A 13,567-nucleotide genomic window follows, 5' to 3' on the forward strand; every position below is an offset into this window, starting at 1 on the left:
TCTATCATATAAAACCTTTTAATATTAAGATGTTTAACAGTTCTGTCACATATAATCCATAAATGTTAAAATTATCTATTAATGGAAGTGGATTTGTGTTATAATTCACTAAGTGAAATATTATTATTACATTCATCCCCTGATGAATGTATACCCTTCCTTAATTGTAAATATGTTTGATTTTATTGGTGAAGAGGGAGGAAATCTCTCTTCTTTTTTTGTTCCTTCTAAAGTTCGAAGGTGCCTTGAGCAATAAAATTTGATTTTTTTAAAACAGTTGAATTACACACGTTCACTTTATTTAGAAGTGAGAGTGGGGGAGTTCAAAGAAAGATGGGGAAATAAAGCCCTGTCTCTTGATAAAAACTTATAGAAATAAAAATAAGATAGTTACTGTTGGACAGATAGTAAATCACGATTAATATACTAGGTATTACGAGTACGATAAAAAATATATAACTTCATAAAAAGAACTCCTATGTTACTTAGGAGTTCTTTTCGGATGAAGTCAACAAATTTATAGAATGTTGAACATTAGTTTGTTTTTTCAACAATAGGAGAAATAGCCTTCGCAGGAACACCAGCAAGTAAAATAGGGCTAAACTCAAAAGATGCAGCATAAACGTTCACCGTATCACCGATTATAATATTTTGTAATACTTCGGTTGAAGTTTCAACTTCATAAGTTATGTTGTTACTTGAAACTAAGATTGAATTATCAGATTTCCCTGTAACATTTCCTTTGATTTTTTTGTATTGATTCTCTAAAATATTTTGTTCATTTCCTTTTTGAATAATCGCGTTTCTTGCATCGAAAGGTAAGTCCATTAGAAGAATAGGGGCCATTTCAAATGCTTGAGCATAAACATTTACTGTATCGCCTATCTGAATGTTTGGTAATACTTTTGGATTAACATGGGCAAGAATGGCTTGATTTTCACTTGAAATTTCTAAGCTATCTTCGGATTTTTTTGTCACTGTACCAGAACGTTTTTTTAGTTGTGCTAAGAGTTTTTGTTCTTTATCTTTACTCATTACATGGTTTTCTTGTTGTTTGTTAGATTCTTCGTTTATTTTAGAAATAGAACTTACATCAGTGTAAAATACAGTTTGTCCATAGATTTTTTGATGTTTCCATTGATCTTTGTTAGCAACTTTAACTTTGTCTCCGTTTTTAAAATTAGAGTTACTACCATTCGGGAAGTCTATAGTAACTTCTTGATTATTTCCATTAGCATTTTTATATGCAACAGTCACATAATAAGAATCTGCATCATTTATTACACCAACTACAGCATTTTCTTCTTTCTTTGTTTGGTGGTCGATTTGATCAGACTTTGCAATAAATTGTGCAGCCTCTGCACGGGTAATTGGTCTATTAGGGGACCAGTTTTCTCCATCTTCAGTGCCCTTAGAAATTTCTGTTTGTATTAAAATATTGGCATATCTTTCTCCCCAATGCCCTTTTAAATCCTCAAATGTAGTTACGCTATTTTTAGTAACTTTATTTTCTAATTTATAAGCATTTGCCACCATTGAAGCCATGGATGCACGATTAATCAAACCTGTTGGAAGGAAGTTACCATTTCCATCTCCTTTAATAACACCTGCTTTTTCAACAGCTGCAATGTATGGTGCTGCCCAGTGGTTTTGAGCATCTTGGAAAGATGGTTTAGCATTCTTATTAATTTCTAATTCAAGCATTATAGCCATTATTTTGGCAGCTGAACCGCGGTCAATTGTTTCAGCGGGGGCAAAAGTACCATCGGGTTTTCCATGTAATGCGCCTTTTTCAACTAGGTAATTTACAGAAGGGCTTGCCCAATTTGGGACATCTGGAAATTTATGAGTATTTGCAAATGCACTAGATGAGTAGGATAGTAGACTTCCAGCAAGAATTCCTGTAGCAATTAATTTGTATTTCAAAATGTAACACTCCTAAAATAATATTACAGCTGGGTAAATCTATCATTTATAGTGAATCTTATAAGTAATATGACTTAGTTTAAAGAATAGAGTAGGTTGGCAAATTCACTATAATACAGGTAAATAATAATTAGTTAATTTAAACTATTATTTCGAAAAAAATCTATAGACATACACTTATAATAAGGACTATTTGATATATTTACCAAGATCTTGTAACCAGTATAGTTACTTATATGTACGAGTGTCAATTAAAAAAGAATTACATTTTTGTAAGATAACCATGTTAATAATGTAGTAAGTAATTATTATATAAGGTGAATAATTACTCATTATAATAGCTATAAGGATGAATAAATTTATTTTTAATCCTATGTAGTGAGAGGGCTCTCTAGATAAAAAAACTTACTTCGTGAAAAAGTTACTTGATATATTATTAACCTTATTACCTTACAAAAGTGTAATGATCTTTTTGTTGACGTTCTTTAAAAGTTGTAACTATAATGATTACACGCTAATTGATAATGGAAATCAGTTAGTGAATAGATATGATTGGAGATGTTTTAGAATATGAAAAAAGTCATCTTAGCTGGTGCATTAGGATTTGCAGCATTAACGGGAAGTAATATACCAGGAGTAGATTCACTAACAGCAAGTGCAGCTGTACAAGAGTTCAACACTACAGTTGAGGGGAAAGTAATAGAAGTACAGTCAAAGTATTTTATCATTGAAAGTAAAGAATTAAATGAAAGTGTAACTATTTATACTGATTTTCAAGCAAATGCAAAACTAGGTGAATATGTAAAAGTAAATAGTAATGGTCCATTACTTCAAAACGCATTTACTACAAGCTTAACGGCTAATTCTGTTGAGCATTTTGAATTAGCTCCTGGAAACTATGAGAAATATACAGTAGGGCATGTAAGTGAAGTTTCTTCTAATGAGTTATTAGTTACATATATAGATAATAACGGAAATCCAGAGGATCTTCGTGTGCCTCTAAAAAATACTCATAACTTTAAAGTTAATGACTTAGTGAAAGTAGAAAGTGATTTTTGGGCGAGATCCATACCACCTATAGCTGTAAATGCAAAAGTAGAAAAAGTTAAAACGCAAATTAATGATTATAGTACTAGTACTAAGTCTTTAGAAAAAGAAGGTACAACATTGAAACCAGGAATGTATGAAAAAGAAGATGGTCAACCTAATTTTGTAATCGGAGAAATTACAAAAATAGACAAAGATTATACCGATTATGTAGCTGTCAAGTACCCTTCTAAAAATGGGAAAAATGATGTTGTTTATGTGGATTTAACACAAGGTCAACAATTTAATATAGGTGATATGGTTCGAGTAGATTTTCATGATGGATCTAATTTCCATGGAATGGATAAAACAACGTATGACCATATCCAGAAAATTAACGATAAAATTAAACAGAATACAAATAAAGAGCAATGGGTTTGGTCTTGATTTTAATAAAATAAAATTATCTATCTATAATGTATATACCAATTCAAAAAGTCTTGTAATATGTTACAAGGCTTTTTTGAATTAGTTACTTTAAAACATTATCTTCTGGTTCATTTTTATTAGCTGCTTGCAAAAATGTTATATTTCTGTCGTGAACACCCATTCATATAAGTAACTATAATAGCTACATCAATTGGGTATATGTTACATTTATATAATTTCTCAGAGATACATATTTATATAATGATTTTCCTGTTTATATTCTTTTGACTGGAAAGTCTATACATACACTTAATTTCGGAAATTTTTTTTATAGAGATATAAAAACTTTTTTGTTGCTAATTATTCATCTTATGTAATAATTAATCACTGCATTATTAATATAGTTACCTTACAAAAATGTAAGGTTTTTTTGTTTGACACTCGTACACACAAGTAACTATACTGGTTACACGATGTTGGTGAAAATATCAAACGTTCTTTTACTATAAGAGTATTTCCATGGATTCTTTTCGAAATAATAGTTTAATTTAGTTGAATATTGAATATGTGCAATGTATTGATAATATAAACTTAAACGATTGTTCTTTAATCTAGGTTGTATTTCTTAAAACTTAACTATAAATGATATATTTACCAAATTGTAATAATTTTTTAGAGGTGCTAAATTTTGAAGAAAAAATTAATTGCTACAGGAATTCTTGCTGGAAGTCTACTATCTTATTCTTCTAGTATTTTTGCAGATACTCATAAATTCCCAGATGTTCCTGCATGGGCTGACAAATCCGTTAATTATTTAGTTGATAAACAGGTATTGAATGGTTATCCAGATGGGACTTTTGGTTCTAGCGATACATTAGATAGAGCTTCTGCAGCAACCATTATGACAAAAGTTCTAGGTATACAAGTTGATACAAATGCAAAACCTTCTTTTACAGATTCTCAAAATCATTGGGCAAGCCCTTATATTGCGGCTGCTGAAAAAGCAGGAATCATAAAAGGTGAAGGGAATGGATTATTTAATCCTTCTGGAAAAGTTACTCGTGCTGCAATGGCAACAATGTTAGTAAATGCATATAAGCTACAAGATAGAACAAATAGTAATGGGCAAAGTAAATTTGATGATTTAAAAGGACATTGGGGTGAAAAATTCGCCAATATTTTAATTGATTTAAAGATTTCTGTTGGTATTGATAATGGTTGGCAACCAAATAAATTCATAACACGTGCAGAAGCTGCACAACTTACTGCCAAAACAGATACCCTTCAATCCAGTCCGAAAAACCCTTTAGAAAGTAAAACGATCATTATTGATCCTGGACATGGTGGTGCAGATCCTGGAAAGCCCACAAAAGGATTGTCAGAAAGTAAAATCGTATTAGATACTTCTTTACGCCTACAACAATTGCTTGAAAAGCATACACCATTTACAGTTTTACTAACACGTGAATCTGATACTAGGCCTGGACATGACCAAAAAAGCTCTTTACAGGAACGTGTTAAATTTGCTAAGCAAAATGAGGGTGATATCTTTATAAGCATTCATGCAAATGCTTTTAATGGTAATGCAAAGGGGACAGAAACATACTACTATAATTCTTCTGAATCCGAAAAAACAAATCCTCATGTAGAAGAAAGCCGTGTTTTAGCGGAAAAAATTCAAACACGTTTAGTAGAGGCTCTTCAAACGCGTGATAGAGGCGTTAAACATGGAGATCTTCATGTTATAAGAGAAAACGATATGCCAGCTGTGTTAACGGAATTGGCTTTTATAGATAATGGTATCGATTACAGTAAACTATCTACAGCAAACGGCAGACAGATTGCAGCAGAAGCTATTTATGAAGGGGTTTTAGATTATTACGAATGGAAAGGAAATAATGTATCTGAATATAGATTATGATAAGCAAAAGAAGATTTAGCAATTCTAGTAATAAGTAATTTATAAATTGCTAAAGTATAGTTTTGTTATTTGTAATGATTTTTAGTTTTATAGTGTATACTGGCGCCGACTTATTAAGAATTATAAATAAGTCGGTGTTTTAGTTAGAGTCCTTCATGAGTCTATAAAAAGTTATGGACAAAAAAAGATGAATAGTTCGACTAACAATAAGTTATTTTGAAAGAAATCTTTTGAAATGGACATAATAGAAATAATAATTAGAAACAAATTTAATAAAAAATGATGAAAGACTTAAGAAGGTGAATATATTGCGTAAACATTCACATGTGCAATTTTATGTATTAATATTGGCTCTATTAGCTTATTTAAGCTTTTGCTTTATATTTTTATTTGTTTTTCCGAATCTTTATTTTGTATCAGATTTTAATATACGACTCTCATCTTTAGTTGTTGAAACTATTGTACTTATTTCATTACTCTATTCTATAGTATCCAGAAAAGTTAAGTTAGGAGTATTTTGGACTTGTATTACTATTGCAATAGGTTGTTTCTTGATAGGGAATTTTTTATCTGCTTTTCAAGTACTTAATATAGAATTACCAATACAAAATTTTAATATCTCTGATGTGTTTTTGTTGTTTTTCTTATTCTTCTTTCTCTTTGCGTTCTTTTATAAAATCATGATGGAATGTAACAAATGGGAAAAGGCGTATTTGATTTGTGATTTATGTATTGTTGTTACTGCTATTTTTACCTTAGAGTGGTACCTATTTAATAAACCTTCTGCAAATATTTTATTCTTATCAATTGGAGATGTTTTTCTTTCATTTATTTTCCCGATTATAGATCTATTGCTTCTATTACTAGGAGTTAGCCTTGTTTTTCGACCAGCAATTTTTAATACGAAAAGTAAATTATTTATTTTTATCTTAGTATTAACTGGCTTGTCTATTACGGACTATTTATATTTCTATTTACAAGATGATTTATCACATCGTTCACTCATATTATTAAGGTGTTTATATAGAATTTTTCTATTATTTATTGCCATTGCCGCTACTATCCCAAGGAGTACATATTCTAGAAGAAACTATTTTATTATTAATCCGACATTTGGAAAGAAACTTCTTGTCATATTTCCTTATCTTGCAGTTGCAATTTTAATTGGTTTTACTTTAAAAGAGCAAACTGCTTCCTCTACACTGATTACGGGAAATTGTATTGCCTTTGTATTTGTACTGATTCGTCATACAATTGTACGAATGCAAAACAAAGATTTAACCGAAACATTAAAAGTGTTTAATAATCAATTAGAGAAAAAAGTATCTCAAAGAACAGCGGATTTAATAAAAAAATCTAATGATTTGGTGAAAAATCAAGAGAGGTTTAAGTCCTTATATGAGTACCACCCAGATCCTATTTTAACGATTGATTCAAATGGTACCATTTTAAATATAAACCAGTCTGGAAGTATATTATTAGGGAAAGACAGTGCTGCATTAATAGGAAAAGAGTGCTTCTCTATTTTTTTTGATGAAGATAAATCTGAATTGGAATCGGCTATAAAGAAAGGGAAACGATGTAGTTCATCTTCGTTACAGTTACGTGTGAAAAATAACAATGAGAAGGATATACTTTTTTGGTATGTCACTATAGTTCCTATTATGATAGAAGGACAACCCTTTGGGAGCTATGTAATGGTAAAAGACATAACGAGGATGAAACAACAACAGGAAGAGATAAATTATCTTGCATTCCATGATACGGTGACGGAGATTGGAAATCGTATATTCTTTCAACAAGAATTAGATAGATCCATTAAGCGTGCACAAAAAACAAAGGATAAGTTTGGCCTCTTGTATATAGATTTAAATCGTTTTAAGACTATTAATGATACAATGGGTCATTCGATTGGTGACAGGGTTTTAAAAGAAGTTGCTAAACGTTTTAGGACATGTCTGTCACCGCCTATTCCTCTAGCAAGAATAGGTGGAGATGAGTTTGCAATCATTGTCCATAACCACACGGAACAACAGCTATTGGATTTGTGTAAAAATCTATTTCGTATAACTGATGAACCATTTGTAGTAAATTATCATAGTTTTTACTTATCTCTTAGTATAGGAATAGCAGTGTATCCGTTTGGAGGAATAAATACTACTACACTTTTACAACACGCTGATATCGCTATGTATAGTGCAAAGGAAAAAGGTAATAATGCTGTTTGTATGTATGACGAGACATTATCTCAAAAAGTAACTCGTCGATTACGATTAGAACAGGATTTACCAAATGCAATTGAAAATAATGAATTGTTTTTATTGTATCAACCACAAATTGATAGTAAGGAAGGAAAGGTTATTGGTGCAGAGGCTTTAATACGTTGGCAACATCCAGAGCTTGGGCTGATTTCTCCTTTTGAGTTTATACCTATAGCAGAAGAAACGTCGCAGATTATTTCAATTGGGAAGTGGACGTTACAGAAAGCGTGTCAACAACTGAAAGAATGGCATTCTACGGGCTTTTCAAATCTAAAGATGGGGATAAATTTATCAGCTATAGAGTTTGAACAGAAAGATTTTGTTCAAACGATTATTTCTACTATAGAAGAAATAGGAGTACCAGCTAACTTGATTGATTTGGAATTAACAGAGCGAATTGCCATGGTAGATGAGAAAGAAACTTTATCGAAGTTAAAAGCCTTAAAATCATATGGTGTACATTTATCAATTGATGATTTTGGTACAGGATATTCTTCATTAGCGTATCTACCTTTGTATCCAATTGATACTTTGAAAATTCCAAGAGAATTTGTGAATAGAATTGGAACTTCAAATGATGGAGATGAAATTATTCAAACAATTATTTCGTTAGCCCATACTTTAAATATGAAAGTAATAGCAGAAGGGGTAGAAACAAAGGAGCAATTAACAGTGTTACAACAAAATGCATGTTATCTAATTCAAGGTTATTACTACAGTAAGCCTGTAAATGAAGATGAATTTATTAATTTTTTAAATACGACACAAAATATATAAGTCCCAAAAAATATATGAATTAAAGTGAGAAGACGTTCTACTCATATGGAGTAGAACGTTTTTCTTATGTTTACTTTCAGAAGGTATGCAGTTAAGTTTCTGTTTTTGAGAGTAAATTTAGTATCCATATTCTCATTATTAGATTTGTTTTGAACTACACGCTTATTTAAGTGAATAAAAGTTAGAATAGTTAAGGAAAAGGATAATTTTGTTCTCAATTAACATAATTTTCAAAAATAAAATCTGCGGATGTTAAGATTTGTTATATAATATAGTTGTCAAAGTACTACCCCTGTAGTTTCTATGATGAATTGGTAAGATAGTTTGTTTGTCCCATATATTCACGTGATATAAAAAAACTTGTAGAGATTCCTGCAAGTTCTTTTTTTAAGGATTAAATGTGAATCTGAAATAAAGTAACGAGTTTTTGAGGGGAGAAAAGTAAATGTTTATAAAAGCAGAAAGATTACTAATACGAAAATTTGAATTCAAGGATTGGGAAGCTGTTCATGAGTATACATCAGATAGCGATGTTATGAAATACATACCTGAAGGGGTTTTTACTGAAGAAGATACAAGAAATTTTGTAAATAAAAATATGGGGGAAAATGCTAAGAGCTTTCCTGTGATACTAATAGGTGAAAATATCCTGATTGGTCATATTGTTTTTCATAAATATTTTGGTGAACATACTTATGAGATTGGGTGGGTATTCAATCCTAAATATTTCAATAAAGGATATGCTTCTGAAGCAGCACAAGCTACATTGAAATATGGGTTTAAGGAAATGAAATTACATAGAATTATAGCTACATGTCAGCCAGAAAATACCCCATCATATCGAGTGATGGAGAAAATTGGAATGAAGAGAGAAGGCTATTTCAAGAAGTGTATACCCCATGGAAATGAATGGTGGGATGAATATTATTACGCCATTTTAGAAGAAGAGTAGTGTCTCAGAACGTATTATTAAAATCATAATTAAAATTGTGCTATCATTTTTTGAGAATTGCTTGGTCTATAAAATAATTAAAATGTGGGTGGTGCTCTATGCCTATCAAGCTAACATTATACAAGTTTAATTTCATGTAAGATTTTTTCTTTTTTCTAAAGATCCAGTGTAAGTTCTTTAAAAATTTGCATACTAAATAAATCCTATCGGGCTTCAATTTTTTTGATTACGCTACCTGATTGTGGGACATAGAAAAATTATATACGATGCCTAAGATATCAATGACTGTTTTCTTCTTATACCTATCGGATTTTCGTCCGTTTTTCTGTAAGAGATTAAACAGATGAAACAATATCTTTGTTAATTCTTGGGTTTCTTTTGTAAAGATTGATAAAGAAGTGAAAAATATTCTTTTATGATATAAATCGCTTTATATTCGCTTAATTTTCGTTTCTTTTTGCTGAAGAGTAATTGGTGCATTTTGAAACATGGTGGAGGAATAAAAAAAGGTGCTAATTAATTGTCCATATAAATGACATTTAAGTCGTCCTTAATTGATGTACACCCCAAATGTTAGACACGAACAACAATTGGAGTGTACTTTTTTATGGTTAAATTTACACGAGAGGAAAAAGTAAAGATAGTAAGAAGGTTAGATAAACATGATGGAGTGAAGAGATTTGTAAAATCTATAAAGGTTCATCCAAGAGTGAATTAAAAGATATAAAGCAGTGCGGTATTTCAAAACAGTTTATTCCGCAAAATACATATGGATTGATGCTGTTATCCATTCCAATCTTTGTAATAATCTGATGTAGACGTTAGCGCAAAAAAGTCCGCAATCTATTATTAGTAATTCATGAAGATGAGAATAATAAAAAAATATTTCTTAATTTTAATATTTAAAACTCATGTATACGTGTTACAATGAAATTCTCCAATTTATTTTATTCTTCTATTTAGAATTTATGGTTTAATATCTGATAAAACAAAAGTGACTGTAGTAAATAGATAAATGAATGAAGTGAAACGGTCAAAGTGGTTTAAAGGCTGTTAAGCGTAGTTATTCAAAAAATAAATTTACTTAGTTAAGTTGAAGAAAATTTAGTATGGTAAGGGTTTCATTCAATGTGAATCGTTCTAAATTAAACTTTTGATTCAATTAAAGCTAAAAATTATCTTTTAAATGAAGTCTATGTTTCCTCCAGTTAATTTAGAAGAATTCGTAGTCCTAACATTACTTACTGTGAACTACTCGCCACTTAGCAAAGCTTGAAGTGGGAACTTCTCAGTTCCACGACGAAAGTAACCTTTCGTCTCCCTGAGCGTTACTTCGGGGTGTTCCACCCCTAGATGTCCAACGCATGGATGCTCTTTTGGTACGGTTGATATTTTACGCAGGAATCGAACGGCTTGGTTTTCGCACTCTATTTTCTTCCTGCAACCTTCTATATTAAGTTATCAAAGAACTTCATATAGCTAGTTCATCAAAAGTTTTTGGCTATGCCAAACCGAAATTCATCTCCCACCTATCGTTGGGCTACGCTCTTCACACGCTTGAGGAAGGAGAATTCTTTCGGGGAATACGATAATAAAATACATATTTGAAAGGGGGATAGATACAACTTCACTTGTAAAAAAACGAATCACTATATGAGAAGATACGGGTAAAGAGATGTAACGGTAATTTCATTTCGAATAATACCATAAATGAATGTAGAAAAAATAAAGGAGCAAACAATTAAATAAACTATATCAGTTATAAGAATGAAAGGGAGAAGTAGAGAGTGTTTAAAATAAAAGAAAGATTGGAACAAATGAAGCTTAAAACGAAGTTGTCTATGGCATTTATTGCAATATTAATTATACCAAGTCTTATCGTAGGAGTATCGTCTTATGATAAAGCAAAAACAGATCTTAATGAAACAATTCTACAAACTGCGAAAGATAATGTGAGTATTTTAAATAAGATAGTTGATGATGAATTAGAAAATAAACATGTAGATGTAACTCATTTTGCAAAGATACTTACACAAGGTGATTATAACGCTGACCAATTGCAAAATGTGCAAGGTAAATTTGATCAATATATACAGTTACATCCAGAAATAGAAACGATTTATACTACATCCAGTAATAATCAATTTATTCATGCGCCCGTTGGAAAAATACCTGAAGGATTTAACCCGTTAGAAAGCAGTTGGTATAAAGATGCAGTAAAAGCTAATGGAGAGATTATTGTTTCGTCTCCCTATAAATCAAAAGCTACAGGAAATATGGTAATAGCAATTGCAAAGCAAAATGCTGATAAAAGTGGTGTCATTGGTGTTGACTTGAATATTAATGATATCGTAAAAACATCTAAAATGATAAAAATAGGAAAACAAGGCTTTGTATCTATAGTAAGTCAAGACAAGACTATAGTTGTTCATCCTACACTTAAGCCAGGGGAGAAATTAGAGAAATCATTAGCAGATGAACTATACAAGAAAGAAGATGGAGTAATTACTTATACTCTTAATGGCGAGGATCGAAACATAAGCTTTAAGACAAACAAAAAAACAGGTTGGAAAATAGCTGGCGTAATGCCTACGAAAGAAATTGAAGAGGCTACCAATCCTATTTTTTATAAAACGCTCACTATAATAGGGGCTTCATTGTTGTTAGGTGGAATTGTAATTTTCTTCATTCTTAAATCTATTATTAATCCATTAAGACAATTAGTTATTTCAGCTCAAAGAATTAGTCAGGGAGATTTAACTGAGAAAATAGATATTCGTTCAAAGGATGAACTGGGTCAATTAGGTGGTAGTTTCAACACAATGGCAGAGTCGTTACGTAATATAATTTCTCGAATTAATACATCTGCAGGACATGTGGCAGCTTCATCCGAGGAACTAACCGCTAGCGTAGAGCAAGCAAGTGTTGCGACAGAACAAATCACAAAAGAAATGGAAGAAATATCAAATGGTGCAGAAGTTCAAAATAATGAAGTTGCGTCGGGAGCGAAATTAATTGGTGAGGTAACACGAAACATTCAATGCGTGGCAGATAATGCTTCTGAAGTATCGGCCTCATCCTTATATACAAAACAAAAAGCTAATGAGGGCGAACAATTAGTAGAACAAACGGTAACGCAAATGCAGTCTATACATCATTCTGTTTCTCAATCCGATAATGTAATTAAATTATTAGATAAGAAATCGCAGCAAATTGGAAGTATATTAGAAGCAATTCAAACTATTGCAGAACAAACAAATTTATTAGCATTGAATGCAGCGATTGAAGCGGCAAGGGCAGGAGAACAGGGGCGTGGATTTGCCATTGTTGCCGATGAAGTCAGGAAGTTAGCGGAGCAATCATCCCAATCTTCAATGGAAATTGGAAGCTTAATTAATGAAATTCAAGCAGATGTACATGAGACTGTAAAAGCTATGAATGAAGTAGGAGTTGAAGTGCAGTCGGGAATTCAGGTTGCAAATGATACAAAACAAAGTTTTTATGAAATTTCAAAATCTGCAAATGATATCGTGTCAAAAGTACATGGTATGGTAGAATTATCAAATAAAATGTCAAGTGATGCAATGAAAGTCGATACATCAATTAATCAAATATCTATGGCTGTGAAGGAGAATTCTTCAAGTATGCAAACGATAGCCGGCTCATCTGAGGAGCAACATGCTTCTATGGAAGAGATAAATTCTTCAGCAGTACAATTAGCACAGATGGCCGAAGAACTTCAAGAATTAATTGGTGGATTTAACATATAAGTTCAGATCCTAAGATAGAATCCTAGATAGTGTGTTTAAGGATAGAAGTTAAAAATCTTATTACGATAAAAGGAGCAAATTAATTTGCTCCTTTTTTATTTGAATTCTACATGGAATTTAGTATCAATGATTCCAAAAGCAACTTTACATGGGAACGGATTTCTCCCTGTTGAAGCAGCACACATACATGAAAGTACCCAATATTCCAATTCTAAAGGTAAGCGGAATGCTTGGATACTACCATCATTGTTTTTTACTGCTACGATCGGTGTATTTATCCTAGTTGTAGCGAAACCATCTGTTGTTATCATCGCTACTGCATCATTATTATGAAAACCAGCGCTTAAAACCTCGTAAGTTATTCCATCTTTCTCATTGATAATCATAGGTATATTTAAATAGGGGTAGTTATTTATATCATTATGAGTAATTGTTCTCGCTGTATTCTTTCTTATCTGATTCCCTTGCATTTTATATTCTCCTTTATACTACTCCAAAGATAATC

At 31.4% G+C, this 13,567-nt stretch carries 7 protein-coding genes and 1 pseudogene; 5 read left to right on the forward strand and 3 right to left on the reverse strand.

Going from position 1 to position 13,567, the window contains the following annotated elements; all coding sequences use genetic code 11:
- Positions 1-534: 534 nt before the first annotated feature.
- Positions 535-1,926 carry an S-layer homology domain-containing protein gene (locus tag BGI23_RS12150; RefSeq protein WP_070806054.1) on the reverse strand — a complete coding sequence of 464 codons (1,392 nt, stop codon included), beginning with the start codon at positions 1,924-1,926 and terminating at the stop codon, positions 535-537.
- Positions 1,927-2,496: 570 nt separating this feature from the next.
- Between BGI23_RS12150 and BGI23_RS12155 the strand changes: the two genes are divergently transcribed.
- The 4 genes from BGI23_RS12155 to BGI23_RS12170 all read left to right on the forward strand — a co-directional run bounded on the left by BGI23_RS12155 (position 2,497) and on the right by BGI23_RS12170 (position 9,292).
- Positions 2,497-3,399: a hypothetical protein gene (locus BGI23_RS12155; RefSeq protein WP_070806055.1), complete on the forward strand. Its 903-nt coding sequence runs from the start codon at positions 2,497-2,499 to the stop codon at positions 3,397-3,399.
- Positions 3,400-4,069: 670 nt separating this feature from the next.
- On the forward strand, positions 4,070-5,302 hold the full coding sequence (locus BGI23_RS12160) for an N-acetylmuramoyl-L-alanine amidase (protein WP_070806056.1): 1,233 nt from the start codon (positions 4,070-4,072) through the stop codon (positions 5,300-5,302).
- Positions 5,303-5,610: 308 nt separating this feature from the next.
- Positions 5,611-8,340 (forward strand): sensor domain-containing protein, encoded by a 2,730-nt coding sequence (locus tag BGI23_RS12165; RefSeq protein WP_070806057.1) that lies wholly within the window; start codon positions 5,611-5,613, stop codon positions 8,338-8,340.
- Positions 8,341-8,785: 445 nt separating this feature from the next.
- A complete protein-coding gene (locus BGI23_RS12170; RefSeq protein ID WP_070806058.1) occupies positions 8,786-9,292 on the forward strand; it encodes a GNAT family N-acetyltransferase in 507 nt (168 codons plus the stop codon).
- Between the two features lie 226 nt (positions 9,293-9,518).
- On the opposite strand, the pseudogene BGI23_RS27390 reads toward BGI23_RS12170, so the two are convergent.
- A pseudogene (locus BGI23_RS27390) lies at positions 9,519-9,839 on the reverse strand (IS4 family transposase); the annotation flags it as partial.
- 1,240 nt (positions 9,840-11,079) lie between these two features.
- On the opposite strand from BGI23_RS27390, the gene BGI23_RS12175 reads away from it, so the two are divergent.
- Positions 11,080-13,062 (forward strand): methyl-accepting chemotaxis protein, encoded by a 1,983-nt coding sequence (locus tag BGI23_RS12175; RefSeq protein ID WP_070806059.1) that lies wholly within the window; start codon positions 11,080-11,082, stop codon positions 13,060-13,062.
- A gap of 95 nt (positions 13,063-13,157) precedes the next feature.
- Here BGI23_RS12175 and BGI23_RS12180 read toward each other — a convergent pair whose 3' ends face one another.
- Complete coding sequence (locus BGI23_RS12180) at positions 13,158-13,532, reverse strand: hypothetical protein (RefSeq protein WP_070806060.1); 375 nt, start codon at positions 13,530-13,532, stop codon at positions 13,158-13,160.
- Between the last annotated feature and the right edge of the window lie 35 nt (positions 13,533-13,567).

Origin of the sequence: Bacillus sp. ABP14 (assembly GCF_001831375.1) — a bacterium.
GTDB lineage: Bacteria > Bacillota > Bacilli > Bacillales > Bacillaceae_G > Bacillus_A > Bacillus_A paranthracis.

What these genes read in the sequence shown, in the direction of transcription:
- BGI23_RS12155 (WP_070806055.1), top strand. Translation starts at nt 2,497, where the DNA reads ATGAAAAAAGTCATCTTAGCTGGTGCATTAGGATTTGCAGCATTAACG.
- BGI23_RS12170 (WP_070806058.1), top strand. Translation starts at nt 8,786, where the DNA reads ATGTTTATAAAAGCAGAAAGATTACTAATACGAAAATTTGAATTCAAG.
- BGI23_RS12180 (WP_070806060.1), bottom strand. Translation starts at nt 13,532, where the DNA reads ATGCAAGGGAATCAGATAAGAAAGAATACAGCGAGAACAATTACTCAT.